Raw genomic sequence first — 15,441 nt, forward strand, 5'->3', positions numbered from 1 at the left:
CTAGATAGGTCATACTTACTATGACTTGACCTATCTTTTTTATCTTAAATCCTCAAATCCCCATCTACTCATACTTCCCATATCTTTTGTCGCCCCGTCAGCATGTATGGACTTGCAGAAACATATCGAAATATCGGCGATCTACCTAAGGCGAAGAAGTTCTGTTTGCGAGCAAAAGATATATTGATCAAGATAGAATCAAAGTTAGATCTGGCTAAGGTATTAGTACAAGAGGCTTTGATTGCCCGTCAGATGCAGGTGCTTGGTTATGATGATAATTTTGAAATGGCGATCGCGCTTTTTACAGAATTGAGTGCGCCAAGACTTATTCAAAAAGTGCATGGACTGATGGCATCACTGTAGACATCACTGTAGATTTTGGCGATGGGTTTCAACCTGCATTCAGTAGGTCAAAAGTGAAATAAAACATTTAAATAAAGCATCAAAAAAAGAGATGAATATTACTGAAAAAATCAGATAAATGTACGATATTTGGATCGTCTAGGCATAATAGCGGTACGGGGCGATCGATTAGCACAAATAGAAGTGTATGGGACATAGTGACTGTTTGAGAGGTCAAGGGGGGATAATTTTATTCTTCCCCCTTTTTAGGAGATTTGATGCGGATCATTAGGAACTCACGCTATAACCACTTTTTGAAATTGCCTGCATAATTCCACAATTTGCGCGATCGCCCCTTCCTCCTGACTAGTCTGCAAATCCATGGATTATGTGACGATAATTTAACATTAGAGGACAAAATTTGGCAGTATACGTTTTTTGTCATAAGAAGCCAGAAAAAATCGTTTAAGATAGTAAATAGCAATATTCATTTGTCAAACTCATCTGGCAAAACTGGCAAAACTATGGAACTTGCCTCATACATATATGCTGCATGGGCATATGAAGTAGCTCATCAAGATTCTAATACCGTAGATTTTGATGCGAGTCTGGCTATGTCTAAAGATTTGGAGCCACTCGATCTGCAACTCAGTAAATTAGCCCAAACTTGGCGGACGCGAATGCTTGCCCCACTCGCGATCGCTAATACGATCCTTTTGTCTACTGCCATCCCTGCGATCGCGGCCAATGCTCCAGAGGCGGCAGTAAATATGGCTCCTTGGTGCAGTAGCCTCTATCTTTGCGACACTGGCTATGTACTAGAGGTACAGAAATTATTGGTGAGTCGTGGCTACAGTATTACCATTGACGGCGTTTATGGCAGGGAAACCAAACAGGCAGTCATTGATTTTCAGAAAACCCAGACTAATCTAAATGCTGATGGCATTCCTGGAGCGCAGACAATCGCACTTTTGCGATCGGCAGTATCTTCAAGTCCATCCCCCAATGCACCAATTAATCCCTCAATACGCCCCAATCCTCAAAGTCCACCGCCAATAACAGTGCGCCCCAATGATCCTGCCAAGGCAGCTATGGGTTCGGAAGTGGGGAACTTGCAAATATTGTTGAAACGGCGCGGCTTTTATGAGGGGGAGGTTGATGGAGTCATTGGACGATCAACCACAATAGCTGTCGCTAAAGCACAACAAGCCTATGGCTTAGCGGCCGATGGGTTTGCTGGACCATTGACTATGCAGGCTTTATTGGCGGGTGGCACGAATGTCGCTTTAGCCCAGCCCGCCTTTAGTCAATTACCGCAACCAGAGACCATTAAAGATATTCAAAAGTCATTAAAAGAACGAGGCTTTTATGATGGCGTGGTAGATGGGATTTATGGTTTGCGTACCAAAAACAGTATTTTGAAGGCGCAGTTAGCCTATGGGCAGGTTGCTACGGGTGAATTTACCCCCGCTCTGCTCAATGCTCTGCAATCGCAGGGTTGGCGATCGCCGACAGCCACGAGTTCGCCCCCACCGACCTCTACCCCAGCCCAGCCACCTCAAACCAACAATCCTGCTAATCCCCCACCGATCCCCCCTCCTCAAGCCAATGCATCAACCAATGTGCCTAGCGTCAACCCTACCGCCAATAAGTCATCCATCAACCCTAATATTAACGTCAATTTCAATATTAGTCCCCGACTGACTCCCAATATTACACTCCCATCAATGGATGGGAGCAATGCCAATGGGCTGGCTCCTGTGTCTGGTCAAAATGCACCGATTTCCCCGATTTAGATTACACCGATTTAGATTTCACCAATTTAAAAGCGTAATTGCAAATCATCGGTATTAGCCCTCTCTTTGCCCGAAATTATTACAAAATCTAAACTCATTTTCACAAGGTATTAAATCATGGAACTTTTAGCTTACATTCAACAAGAACTTTCACAAGAAATGTTAGAGGGCGTGATTGCTGACGATCAAGTTGCCTCTAACGCTCTGGCTTCTAGCCAATTTTGGGAATTAGATCGCTCTTTCAAAGCATGGCTAAATCAACTAACTGGCAAATCTGTCAAATTTAGCCTAAGTGCGATCCTTGCTGGGACAACTGCATTGATGGTAATTGGGACTGCCCTTAGTTCTGTGGCTGCCCCCTCTACCGATGTGCGCTATGTGCAGAGCTTATTGGCTGAAAATGGTTTTGACCCAGGGGCGATCGATGGTGTTGCAGGTACTGCCACAAAGCAGGCAATCATCCGCGCTCAAACTACCTTTGGCTTACCTGTTGATGGGATTGCTGGTGAGCAAACGATCGCCGCTCTTAGCTCTGGTGGCACTAATGCTGCCAGAGTGCCTGAAGCAACCGTGGGCGTGACTGTTGCCAATACTGATAATGTCACTGGTTCGTCAACGGTGATGAACTTGCAAAAACTATTGAGCGATCGCGGTTTTTATAATGGTGCTGTTGATGGCATCATGGGAACGCAAACCCGTAATGCGATTATCGCGGCTCAAAAAGCCTATAACTTGACCGCCGATGGGGTGGCTGGTCCCCGCACCCTTGCGGCACTCGAAGCGGATAGCGGTAAATCTACCACTGTCGCAGCCATGCCCACCAAGGATGATAATGTTGCTAGCTTGCAAACACTTTTGAATAAACGTGGCTTTTATAACGGTGCGATCGATGGCATTATGGGACCTCAAACCCGCTTGGCGATCGTGGCGGCTCAAAAGAATTATGGTCTTGCCACCGATGGCATCGCTGGTCGACAAACCATGGCGGCTCTTGAGGCAAATGCCGCGACCCCTACAACAACTCCTGCGACTGAGACAGCTAAGAACACCGCAACTGTCTCCCCTCAACTGAGTCAAGATACTAAGGTTTTACAGGAGCTACTGGCAAAACGAGGATTTTATAAAGGGGCGATCGATGGGATCAAAGGCGATCAAACCAGTGCGGCAATTATTGCTGCCCAAAAAGCCTATGGGCTGACTGCTGATGGTATCGCTGGCACGCAAACTATTACCGCGCTGCAACAGGATCAGCGTACTGCTACTGTCGCTCCTGCGGCAACCAACACCACAGGCGATCGCGATATTGCCAATTTGCAAAACCTCCTCACCGATCGCGGCTTTTACAAGGGGCCAATTACGGGCGTAAGTGGTCCAAATACTAGAGATGCCATTATTGCTGCCCAAAAAGCCTATGGCTTGTCTGCCGATGGTGTCGCAGGTCCTCGCACCATTGCTGCCCTTGAAGCTGGCACAGCCCCCGTCGTCAGTCAACCTGTAAAACCAGCCCCTGCACCAGTCAATACTCCCGCAATCCAAGTTGAGACTAAGCCTCAAACCACTCCTCAAACCCCCGTATCTCAGCCCGCCGCGACCCCACAACCCGCCGCCGCCGCGACCCCACAACCTGCGGCGACCCCACAACCTGCGGCAACCCCACAACCTGCGGCAACCCCACAACCTGCCCCTGCTGCCCCTCGTCCTGCCACTATCATCGCCAGCAACTCTCAAATTACAGAGATCCAAAGTCTTTTGGCTAAGCGGGGATTTTATAACGGTAAAGTGGATGGGGTCTTGAGTGGTGAAACCCGCAATGCCATTATCAGAGCGCAAAATTTCTATACGATCGCTCCTGCGGATGGTGCGCCTAGCAATAAACTTGTGGAAAGTTTGAGCAAAGATACTTTTATTTCCTCTGAAGGTAATTAAGTAGGTAATTAAGTTAAATGCGATTTCGGAACTTAGCCATTAACCTTATGGCGATCGCCACTTTTGCCGCGATCGCTATAAGCTTGCAAATCCCCAAACTCAACCAGAGGTTGGGTGGGCAAACCCTAGAAGAAACCCGTAAAGCGGTTAGAGAAGAGTCAGCGCGGCTGCAACTGCTCAAGCAATTACCCGCAAGCGGATTTGGCTTCAATAATATGATTGCCAACTTTACGTTTTTGCAATTTTTGCAATACTTTGGTGATGATGTTGCCAGAAATGATTTTCAAACTGGCTATAGTCTCAGTCCCCGCTACTTTGAAAATATTATTACCCGCGATCCGCGATTTGTTAGCACTTATCTTTACCTCTCATCAAGTGTATCGATGTTTGCAGGTGTCCCCGAACAGGCGATCGCCATCTACGGCAAAGGGGCAGAATCTTTAAACCCCGACATTCAGCCCGAATCCTATGTGGTATGGCGCTATAAGGCCACCGATCAGTTATTGTTTATGGGAGATGCTCAGGGCGCACGCACATCATACCTAATGGCAGCAGAATGGTCTGAACGTGCAGCTCGCACGGGCAAAAAATTAATCGATGATCCTAAGCAAGTTGCCGAATCATCGCGTCAGTCCGCCCAATGGCTCTCGGAAGATCGCGATCTATCCAAGGCTCAGATCGCCGCCTGGTCAATGGTATTAAAAAATGCAGTCGATAAGAAAACCATAGAAATTGTCGCCAAACAACTTGAGCGCCTTGGTATGAAAATCGATATTCGCGACGGTGCTTTAGTGGTAATTGCGAAGTAGCTTTCATCACTTAAACGGTGTCAATATGAGTCTTGAGTTTTGTAATCATGATGTCACGCTAACTATGAGTAGTATCGATCACAGGTTAAGAAATTAATTCCTTTAGAACTTACGCAAATAGAACTTACACAAATAGAACTTACACAAAAGACCTTGAAATTCTGATTCTAGCCTAGGGGCAATTCATGAATTGTCCCTAATTTGTAGCTGGGGCAACCACATTTCTCTTCCTATCATACCCTTTAGGGTACTACCGAAATTGTCTACATAATTCCACTATTTGCGTGATCGCCCCTGTCTCTTGACTAGTCTGCATTGCCTGAATATATTGATCCCGATGTCGATCCAAGTCAAAAATTGCCGCCAATAAGCGATCGCTAGTTAAATCCTCTTCCCACAACACTGCACTATAACCCCGCGATTGAAAAGATTTAGCATTCAAAATTTGATCCCCACGACTTGATAGTTTCGATAAGGGAATTAATAAATGGGGTTTACGCAGCGTCAGCAACTCAAATACGGCATTAGCCCCCGATCGCGACAATACCAAATCTGCCATTGCTAACACATCCGCAAGTTCTGTTCCCAAATATTCAAACTGGCGATAATTCGGATGGTCTTTAAGATTGGGATCAAGATTGCCCTTACCGCAAGCATGGACAATTTGATAGGATTGCGTTAATTGTGGTAGCAGCGATCGCACCGCTTGATTGATTTTCGCTGAGCCAGTGCTGCCGCCCACCACAAACAATATTGGCAATGAATCGGTAAAGCCGCAAAACTTACGGCCGCGATCGCGATCGCCTGTCAATAGATCTCGCCGAATCGGTAAGCCCGTATGCTTCACCTTGGCGGCATATTTGGCGAGATGCTTTACCGTCTCAGGAAAAGTAACGCAAATATAACGGGCAAAGGGAATCGATAGACGGTTTGCCAAACCCGATGAGAAGTCCGACTCATGGATAATCACTGGCACGCGCTGCAACCAACTCGCCACAATCACAGGCACGGTCACAAATCCGCCCTTAGAAAATACCACCTGCGGCTTAATCTTGGCGATCGCCCCATAAGCCTCAAAAAAGCCCTTAATCACATTAAAGGGATCGATAAAGTTTTGCCATGAGAAATAGCGCCGCAATTTGCCAGAGGCAATACCGTAATAGGGAATCTTTGCCTTTGCCACCAATTGCTGCTCAATACCTTGACGGGAGCCAATATACACAATCTCCCAACCATCGGCGACTAAATCAGGCATGAGGGCAAGATTGGGGCTAACGTGACCCGCAGTACCGCCGCCTGTCAAGACAATTGTGCCTTTACGAGCTGTTTCTTTACCTAATTCATTTAATTGATCGTCTGCGGCGCTCATGCTTCAAGCCTTAGCAAAATAATTGGGCAAAATCAATCACAACCTTACCGCAATTTTGCCGCAATTTAGATTTGCACTAGTAATTACTGGAAGTAATTATTCATCATCTGGAGATGTTGCAGGTGTGGATAAATTCACCAATACCTTATCAACTCGATTTCCATCCATGTCTACAACCTCAAAGCGAATATGCTGCCACTTGAAATGTTCGCCAACCATAGGTATATGGCGTAAATAGGTCATCATCAGACCGCCGAGGGTGTGGTAATTGCGTTCCTCTTCGTAGGGAAGGTTTTCGATTTCCAAGATTTCTTTGAGCCGATCGCTGGAAATCATACCATCAATCAACCATGAGCCATCCTCACGCTGCATTGCATCAGGGTCACGTTGGCGATCGCCCGATGGCAAATCCCCCACGATCGCCTCTAGCAAGTCTGTAAGTGTCACTAGTCCCTCAACGCCGCCATACTCATCTGTTACCATTGCCACGCGATCGCCCGACTGTTTAAACTGCTCTAACACACTCAAGGCACTGGCAGTCTCTGCGACATAAAGAGGCGGCGAACTGACCTTCAGCAAATCAATGGGCTGACCATTCAGACTAGCATTGAGAAATTCGCGAATCTCCACAATTCCTAGACAGTCATCAAGGTTTTCCCTTGCCACAGGGAAGCGTGAATGACCACTTTCTAATACTTCCTGTTGGGTTTCTTCAAAGGGAGCATCGATATCGAGCCAGTCAATTTCGGTGCGCGGGGTCATCAATGCCTTGATGGGGCGATCGCCAAGGCGAAAAACGCGCTCCACCATATCCTGTTCTGCTTCTTCAAACATTCCAGACTCTGCGCCCTGAGCAATCATCACCTTAATTTCTTCTTCTGTAACCTGTGATTCTTCCGTCGCTTGGATACCCATTAGACCTAACAAAGCATCGGTGGAAGTACTCAACAAAAAGACAACTGGCTTACCTAAACCTGACAAAAATCGCATTGGTGGCGCAACAGCACAGGCTATCTGTTCAGCATTACTCATAGCTAGACGTTTAGGAACCAATTCTCCAACGACCAAAGATAGATAAGTAATAATTCCCACAACGATCGTAAAACTGATGGTGTCGCTGTATGGTTCGAGAAATATAATTTTGTCCAGTTGCTGCTTAAGGGTTTGAGCGACCGTTGCCCCCCCCAAAGCTCCACTCAAAATGCCAATAAGGGTAATACCAATTTGGACAGTTGACAGGAAATTATTAGGAGAGCTAATTAGCCTTAGCGCTGCTTTGGCTTTGGAATTTCCTTCCTTTGCCCATTGCTCTAGCCGTACTTTGCGGGCGGAGACAATTGCCAATTCAGACATTGAGAAAACACCATTAGCAATGATCAGCAAAATGATGATTAGGGCTTCAAAAGCGAGGGAAGACATTGTTTTGGGGCAAGAACGACCTTATGGGAATCGTTTGTGAAATTTACTAGAAACTAAATATCAATGACTAAATATATATAGTCATATCAAATTTTGTGTCAAGTTTCCAAGGGCTAAAATCCTATGCAGCGATTTTCTCTAGTTTAGGACTTAGGCAAAAGGACTTTAAACCCCGATTTCGATTTTAGACTAGGGACAATTCGACTGACGATACAAGACTAAACCCAGTAAAGTTTCTGTCAGTTCAAAATAACTAAGTTATTCATGATTTTAATGCGCCTTTGGCATGAATATAGCTTTAAAATAAAGTAATATTGTGGCAATTATGTTAATAACCTCGTTCTTAAGGGATGAACTTCAAATGTCAACAGTCGTAAATGCCGTAAATAATGATCCCTATGACCTTGCTAGGTTTGTATCAGCGCAAAATAATTCCTTTGATCAAGCTTTTACGGAGGTCAAAAATGGGCGCAAGTCATCACATTGGATGTGGTATATCTTCCCGCAACTTCGAGGTCTAGGTCGTAGCTCGATGTCGCAATATTACGGAATTTCAGGGGCAAAAGAGGCTTCTGCCTATCTTAACCATGATCTACTGGGTTCGCGGCTGATCGCCATTTGTGAAGCGTTGTTATCTGTAGAGGGGCGATCGGCAACCGATATATTTGGGAAGCCAGATGATATGAAACTGCTGTCCTGTGCCACTTTGTTTGCATATGTTGCAGGCGCTGACTCAATTTTCGATAAAATTCTTGAGAAATACTATGACGATGGGGTTGATCAAAGAACAGTACAAATGCTCCAGAATCCTTAATCTGAATCTTCAAAGCAAGCCCTAGGACTTGCTCTGAAAGGTTTTAGCGGCTGTATAGTTGGGTAATATCGAGGAGGCGATCGCTGAGTTCTTGCGTTAGCAAGTTGGGTTCGCTATAGCGCCAGCCCCAATTGCCTGTGGCTGTGGCGGGCGTATTCATCCGCGCACTGTTGTCTAGACCGAGAACATCTTGTAATGGCGCGATCGCAATTACTGATACCGAAGCCATTGCCAATCGCAGCATTACCCAATTAATCGGCTCCCCTGCGGCAAAGCCGACAATATAGCGATAAAACAGATTTTTCTCATACTTACTGGCGCGTTGCCACCAACCCACCGCCGTATCATTGTCATGGGTTCCCGTATAAACCACGCTATTGCGGACATAGTTATGGGGCAGATGGAAATTGTCAGAGCCACCGCCAAAGGCAAACATCAGCACCCGCATTCCTGGAAAAGCGAAATCATCTCGCAGTTGTTCCACTTCTGGCGTAATGATCCCTAAGTCTTCTGCCAAAATCGGTAATTCACCCAATACTTCTTTGATCTTGTTAAATAATTCAGCACCAGGAGCCAACTTCCATTCGCCGTTAATTGCCGTTTCTTCGCCTTTTGGTACTTGCCAAAAAGACTCAAAGCCGCGAAAGTGGTCAATGCGAATGATATCCACATAGCGATTGAGAAAACGGAAGCGATCAATCCACCATGCAAAATCGGTTTCTTGAAGATATTCCCAATTGTAAACAGGATTGCCCCATAGTTGACCTGTGGCACTAAAATAGTCGGGTGGTACACCTGCCATCATTCCCACTGCATAGGTTTCAGGCTCTAGGGCAAAGTTTTCGGGATTTGCCCAAACATCAGCGCTGTGATGGGATACATAAATGGGAATATCACCGATGATCTTGATCTGGCGATCGTTGGCATATTGTTTAAGACGTAGCCATTGATCAAAAAAGATAAACTGCACAAAGCGATGGAAGGCAATGCGATCGGCTAGTTCTTCGCGCTTTTGTTGTAAAGCCTCTGGTTCACGTTTGGCGATCGCTGGTTCCCAATGGTTCCATGTCACTGTGGGATCGGCTTCAAGTAGAGCCATAAATAATACATAGTCTTCTAGCCAAGCCGCTTCTGATTCGCAAAACTTTTTAAACTTTTCTTGTAACAGATACAGTTCATGGTGATGTTGTTCTTCTTGTGACTCATAAACCTTTTGAAAGCGATCAAAGGCAATCTCTAACAGTTGCCGTTTATAGGGAATAACTGCATCAAAATCTACAGCATCAAGACTAAATTCGGGTAAATCTTCCCAGTCCGACTCCTTGAGTAAATGCTGATGTTGCAAAAGATCGGGACTAATCAAATAGGGGTTGCCAGCGATCGCGCTGTAGCTCATGTAAGGGGAGTTGCCATAACCTGTGGGACCGAGGGGTAGCACTTGCCATAGTTTTTGACCACTACGGGCTAAGAATTCGATAAATTGATAGGCAGTTGCGCCGAGATCGCCAATTCCGAATTTGCTGGGTAATGAAGTAGGGTGTAAGAGAATGCCACTGGAGCGTTGAAAGTTCATACACAAAATTTTAAAATATGGCTTTATAGAAAACACAGGAGGGATTGAAAGCTCAGTGTCTTTAGACCTGAGATGAAAATCGTTCGAGCGAATTTATGGGTTTTCTTCTTCTGAATTATGACACAGGAGCCGTATTTACACTATCATAGCAAGCATAAACTAGCATGAAGCTATGCTAGTCCTCTATGTCATTAATCTATGTCAGTCCTCATTGTCGTTAACTAGCAAATTTTACGAGGTCGGTTAGTCTTTTATGTCATGACAAAAAAGTTAGGGAAAAGCTTTTGGTGGCTCTGGCTACTTGCCAATATTGGCGGTAGTACGATTTTGCCATTGCTAGTTTGGCAAGATCCCTATGACCCGCGATCGCGTATTCTTCTCAATGAATTATTGCAGGGAATTGGCATCGCCATTGCTCAGTCAACAGTATTAAAAGAACGCCTTGCTCAGCAATCTTGGTGGATTCCCTTAACTCTAATGGGCTGGTTCTCAGGTTTAGGGGTGATCTATTTTGTGCCAGCATTGTCTTGGCGATGGTCAAGTTTGCCGACATTGCCAACATTATTGCTAGATTTCGCAATCATGGGCGCAATTTTAGGAATATGTCAATGGCTGCTATTACGGCGATTTCGGGCGGGGGGGCTATGGCTATTTGCTAGTCCCATTGGTCTAGCAGCAAGTGCTTGGGGGCTATATTTGGGCTATGGATTGCAAGTTCAGTTTAATCAATCTGCATTTATGGCAACTACGATCGCGACTTTTTTGCAAGGGGCAATCTATGGGGCGATTACAGGTTTAGCGGCTTTCAAAATCTTGCGATCGCCTAAAATAATCAAACCCAAGAAATAAATAAACCCAATGACCAACTCACCGATAAAACCTGCTTGGCACGTTCTCAAAATTGAAGAGGCGATCACTGCCCTTGATAGTAATCCTGCCATTGGTTTAGAGGCTTGGCAGGTGAGCGATCGCCAAGGACTCTATGGGCGCAATGAGCTAACTGCCAAGGTGGGGCGCTCGAGACTGAGCATTTTAATTGATCAGTTTACAAATGTCATGCTGTTGATGTTAATGGCGGTGGCGTTTGTATCAGCGATTTTAGATTTACAGGCGGGTGAGTTTCCTAAGGATGCAGTGGCGATCGCGGCGATTGTGATTCTCAATGGCATTTTGGGCTATGTGCAGGAAAGTCGGGCAGAAGCGGCGATCGCGGCTCTCAAGCGGATGGCGGCTCCTAATGTGCGGATTTTGCGGGATGGCAAGGTATCGGAAATTCCTGCGGTGGAAGTGGTGGTGGGGGATATTGTGTTTATTGAAGCGGGGGTACAGGTGGCTGCCGATGGGCGTTTAATCGAAGCGGTGAATTTGAAGGTGCGGGAAGGGGCGCTCACGGGGGAATCACAGGGGGTGAATAAGTTTGCGGAACCGACATTTAACGAAGATGAGGCACTGGGCGATCGCCGCAATATGCTCTTTCAGGGGACGGAAGTATTGCAGGGGCGGGGGATGATGCTGGTGACGGCTACGGGAATGCAAACGGAATTGGGTAAGATTGCCAATTTGTTGCAGGATGTGGAAATTGAAGAAACGCCTTTGCAAAAGCGCATGGGAGAATTGTCGAAGGCGCTAGTGATTGGTTCTTTAATATTCGTGGCGATCGTGATGGCGATCGGGTTATGGCGCAATGGCAATTTCATTAATCTTTTGAATACATCTCTGAGTATGGCAGTGGCAGCCGTTCCCGAAGGATTGCCTGCGGTGATTACCGTCACCCTCGCTTTGGGAACCCAGCGCATGGTACGCCGCAAAGCCCTAATTCGCAAATTACCTGCTGTCGAAACCCTCGGCTCAGTGACAACGATCTGTTCTGACAAAACAGGAACTCTGACCCAAAATAAAATGGTTGCCGAAAACATTTTTACTGCCAATTATGCGATCCAAGTTAGCGGCGTGGGCTATGAACCGCTAGGCGAATTAACCATATCGCGGGTAGCGGGGGATATGCTGATTAGTGATCTGACCATCCATGAATGTACGGAATTGCAAATTCTCTTAACAGCGAGTTTGCTCTGTAATGACGCTTACTTACAAAAAACTGCCAACAATCAATGGAAGGTCATCGGCGATCCTACCGAAGGGGCGCTGCTCACCCTTGCGGGTAAGGCAAACCTCTGGCAATCGCAATTTGCGAAGTATTTTCCCCGTGTTTCCGAAGTTCCCTTTACGGCAGAGCGCCGCTTGATGAGTGTTATTGTCGCTTCTCAAACTATGGCTATTGAGGATACTCCCGAAGCCGTGCGAGCAATCGCCAGCCTACTGTCACCATCACCATATCTATTATTTGCCAAAGGTTCGCCAGAAGTGGTTTTAGAACGTTGCGATCGCATTCAACTAGGCAATCAAATTAGTGTGATTAGTGAATCGCAAAAACAAGCAATTAATGCTCAAAATGATTTACTGGCAACTAAGGGAATGCGAATTTTAGGATTTGCCTACCAGGACCTAGCAGATGCCGATCAAGATCCCGATCAAGATACTTTGGCAAGCGAACCTAGTTGGATTTGGTTGGGATTGTTGGGCATTCGCGATGCTGTGCGCTTAGAAGCCCTTGCTGCGGTTAAACGAAGTCAGTCCGCAGGTATCCATACCACCATGATCACAGGCGATCATCGTCTCACTGCCCAAGCGATCGCCCGCGATTTACAGATTCTTGATCGCGATCGCCCCGAACAGGAACAGATGCTGACAGGTAAAGAAATTGAAGCAATGGATGATGAAGAATTAACGGCGATCGCAGGACAAATTCATGTCTATGCCAGAGTTTCCCCCGAACATAAATTGCGGATTGTACAGGCGCTGCAACGGCGAGGTGAGGTGGTGGCAATGACGGGCGATGGGGTCAATGATGCCCCTGCCCTCAAGCAAGCGGATATTGGCATTGCGATGGGCATTGCGGGAACCGATGTTTCCAAAGAAGCCAGCGATATGATTTTATTAGATGATAACTTTGCCACGATTGTGGCGGCAACGGAGGAGGGGCGCACGGTCTATGCCAATATTCGCCGCTTCATTAAATATATTTTGGGAAGTAATGTCGGTGAAGTGATTGCGATCGCTTCCACACCATTTCTAGGACTGAGTGCCGTACCGCTAACCCCATTACAAATCCTCTGGATGAATCTGGTCACCGATGGCGTACCTGCCCTTGCCCTAGCAGTGGAACCTTCTGAGCCTGAAGTGATGCAGCGATCGCCCTTCAATCCGCAGGAAAATATTTTTGCAAGGGGCTTAGGATGGTATATCTTGCGGATCGGCGTTGTGTTTGGTTTGCAGACGATCGCCCTAATGGAGCTAGCCTATAATTCGGGCAATCCGCTTTGGCAAGAACATTGGCAAACGATTACTTTTACCACCCTTTGCATCGCCCAAATGGGACATGCCCTCGCCTGTCGTTCCGATTCCAAATTAATTATGGAATTAAATCCCTTTAGCAATCCCTATCTGTTGTTCTCTGTAATCTTCACCACAGGTTTACAACTTGCCCTGCTCTATGTGGAACCATTACGCCAGTTTTTCGGCACACAAGCCCTGACGATGGGCGAATTAGGGCTATGCTTTGGCTTTAGTATGCTCTTGGTGCTGTGGGTGGAGGCAGAGAAAGTGATTTGGCGATCGTGGCAAAAATATCGTTCCTCTCAATCTAGTTCGCAGTCATAAGCCCATGCAGAAAAAATTTCCTTGGTGGCGATCGCTATTAATATTCGGCTGTATCGGCTTAGCCATTTCTTTTATCTTACCCTTACTAGATCGCCTCATTCTCATTTACCAATCCTTCAGCGCCAACCCGCTTTTAGGTGGCTTCGTAATTCTATTGTTACTAGGATTAATATTTGGCTTAGGTTTTGCACTATGGCGCTATTTGCAATTATTTCAAGCTGAACCCAGCACGCCCCGTCCCATTCCTGAAGCTCCAACGGATAAAATCGAAGCGGTGCAGGATAGTCTCGAAGCCTTAGAGCGTCAAGTACAGCAGATCCAAGATGAAGTGATGCGGCGATCGCTACTTGAGCAAACAGAAAATTTAAAACAGAACTTCATCCGTTCAGAATTGCGGGTGGTCATATTTGGGGTTGGTTCCGCAGGTAAAACTTCACTAGTGAATGCGATACTAGACATAGCTTCCCAAATTCAAGATCGCGGCAAGGTGGGCGCAACTATGGGAACGACAGAATTGGGTAAGGTCTATCCACCCGTCAGATTTGCCAATTTTGATTTACCAATTCAATTTACCGATTGTCCTGGCATTTTGGAAGCGCGAGCCATTGGCAGCGATCGCGAACGGTCAGCGCGAACCCTTGCCACCGAAGCCGATCTCATTATTTTTGTGGTGGATGACGATCTGCGAAAATCGGAATATGAGGTGCTGCAAGCGCTGACCCAAATTGGCAAGCGGATGATCTTAGCCTTTAATAAAATTGATCGCCTCACCGCCGCCGATCGGCAAATGATCGAAACCAGTCTGCGATCGCGGGTATTGGGATTGATTGCCCCCGCAGATGTGGTGGCGATCGCCGCTAGTCCTAGCCCCTTCACCCTCGATAACGGCGAAATCATCACGCCCAAACCTAAAATTCAACCCTTACTCGCACGGATTCTCGACATTCTCAGCTATGAAGGCGATGAATTGATTGCCGATAATGTACTGCTGCGATCGCAAGATCTCACCGCCACCACCCGTGAGGCGATCGCCCAACAGCAACAGTTACAAGCAGAGCAAGTGGTGGAAAAGTTTCAATGGCTAGTGGTGGGTGTGGTATTCGCCACGCCGCTCCCTGTGGTTGATTTACTGGCTACAGCCGCAATCAATGCTCAGATGGTGGTAGAAATCGGCAAGGTCTATGGCTGTGAAATCAACATTGGGCGCGGCAAAGAACTCGCCAATTCCCTCACCCGCACCCTCGTGAGTTTAGGCATCGTCAAAGGCGCAGTGCAGATTGTCACTAGTTTAATTTCCATTACCGTAGTCGGTTTGGTTCTCAAAGCTGTGGTGCAGTCTGTCAGCGCCGCCTATCTCACCCGCATCGCTGGCAAGAGTTTTATGGAATATTTCAGCCGCGATCGCGATTGGGGGGATGGCGGCATTGCCGAGGTTGTGCAGCGCCAATTTCAACTCAATCGCCGCGATGAGTTTCTCAAAACCTTTATCCAAGATGCCCTCAATCGGGTCATGGTCTTATACCAGTAGGACTTCGAGAGAAGGACTCATTATCGGTTAAGCCGCGATCGCACTACTTAGGGCTTGCTGAAAAAGCAAGAAAAGCATACGCGCATAGGTTTTCAAGGGCAACGAAAACTGATAAAATGCAAAGAAAAGCAGCAAAAGCAAGAAAAAA

11 protein-coding genes are annotated in these 15,441 nt (G+C 46.6%); 8 read left to right on the forward strand and 3 right to left on the reverse strand.

Annotated features, from left to right (window positions below):
- Nucleotides 1-102 precede the first annotated feature (102 nt).
- The 4 genes from H6F44_RS19405 to H6F44_RS19420 all read left to right on the forward strand — a co-directional run bounded on the left by H6F44_RS19405 (nt 103) and on the right by H6F44_RS19420 (nt 4,873).
- Nucleotides 103-363, forward strand: coding sequence for a hypothetical protein (locus tag H6F44_RS19405; protein WP_190352676.1), 261 nt, complete (start codon nt 103-105; stop codon nt 361-363).
- 503 nt (nt 364-866) lie between these two features.
- Nucleotides 867-2,138 carry a peptidoglycan-binding domain-containing protein gene (locus tag H6F44_RS19410; protein WP_190352677.1) on the forward strand — a complete coding sequence of 424 codons (1,272 nt, stop codon included), beginning with the start codon at nt 867-869 and terminating at the stop codon, nt 2,136-2,138.
- Nucleotides 2,139-2,255: 117 nt separating this feature from the next.
- Nucleotides 2,256-4,064 (forward strand): peptidoglycan-binding domain-containing protein, encoded by a 1,809-nt coding sequence (locus H6F44_RS19415; protein ID WP_190352678.1) that lies wholly within the window; start codon nt 2,256-2,258, stop codon nt 4,062-4,064.
- A gap of 17 nt (nt 4,065-4,081) precedes the next feature.
- Entirely contained in the window at nt 4,082-4,873 is a 792-nt protein-coding gene (locus H6F44_RS19420; RefSeq protein WP_190352679.1) for a hypothetical protein, read from the forward strand.
- A 250-nt stretch (nt 4,874-5,123) separates the two neighbouring features.
- Here H6F44_RS19420 and H6F44_RS19425 read toward each other — a convergent pair whose 3' ends face one another.
- Together H6F44_RS19425 and H6F44_RS19430 are read right to left on the reverse strand one after the other, a co-directional pair.
- Nucleotides 5,124-6,242 carry an undecaprenyldiphospho-muramoylpentapeptide beta-N-acetylglucosaminyltransferase gene (locus H6F44_RS19425; protein WP_190352680.1) on the reverse strand — a complete coding sequence of 373 codons (1,119 nt, stop codon included), beginning with the start codon at nt 6,240-6,242 and terminating at the stop codon, nt 5,124-5,126.
- A 96-nt stretch (nt 6,243-6,338) separates the two neighbouring features.
- Entirely contained in the window at nt 6,339-7,661 is a 1,323-nt protein-coding gene (locus tag H6F44_RS19430) for a hemolysin family protein (protein WP_190352681.1), read from the reverse strand.
- Between the two features lie 361 nt (nt 7,662-8,022).
- Here H6F44_RS19430 and H6F44_RS19435 point away from each other — a divergent pair, with 361 nt between their 5' ends.
- The gene (locus tag H6F44_RS19435; RefSeq protein ID WP_190352682.1) at nt 8,023-8,475 is read left to right on the forward strand and encodes a DUF1810 domain-containing protein; all 453 of its coding nucleotides are present in this window, start codon (nt 8,023-8,025) and stop codon (nt 8,473-8,475) included.
- A 43-nt stretch (nt 8,476-8,518) separates the two neighbouring features.
- Here the strand turns inward: H6F44_RS19435 and malQ are convergent, their stop codons facing one another.
- Entirely contained in the window at nt 8,519-10,084 is a 1,566-nt protein-coding gene (gene malQ / locus H6F44_RS19440; RefSeq protein ID WP_322096263.1) for a 4-alpha-glucanotransferase, read from the reverse strand.
- A gap of 222 nt (nt 10,085-10,306) precedes the next feature.
- On the opposite strand from malQ, the gene H6F44_RS19445 reads away from it, so the two are divergent.
- From H6F44_RS19445 to H6F44_RS19455, 3 genes are read left to right on the forward strand one after another with little or no spacing between them, the layout of a single operon-like run.
- Nucleotides 10,307-10,897, forward strand: a complete 591-nt coding sequence (locus tag H6F44_RS19445; RefSeq protein ID WP_190352684.1) for a hypothetical protein — start codon at nt 10,307-10,309, stop codon at nt 10,895-10,897.
- A 9-nt stretch (nt 10,898-10,906) separates the two neighbouring features.
- Nucleotides 10,907-13,765: a cation-translocating P-type ATPase gene (locus H6F44_RS19450; RefSeq protein WP_190352685.1), complete on the forward strand. Its 2,859-nt coding sequence runs from the start codon at nt 10,907-10,909 to the stop codon at nt 13,763-13,765.
- Between the two features lie 4 nt (nt 13,766-13,769).
- Entirely contained in the window at nt 13,770-15,293 is a 1,524-nt protein-coding gene (locus tag H6F44_RS19455) for a YcjF family protein (RefSeq protein ID WP_190352686.1), read from the forward strand.
- The last annotated feature ends 148 nt before the right edge of the window (nt 15,294-15,441 follow it).

Origin of the sequence: Pseudanabaena cinerea FACHB-1277, assembly GCF_014696345.1 — a bacterium.
Lineage (GTDB): Bacteria > Cyanobacteriota > Cyanobacteriia > Pseudanabaenales > Pseudanabaenaceae > Pseudanabaena > Pseudanabaena cinerea.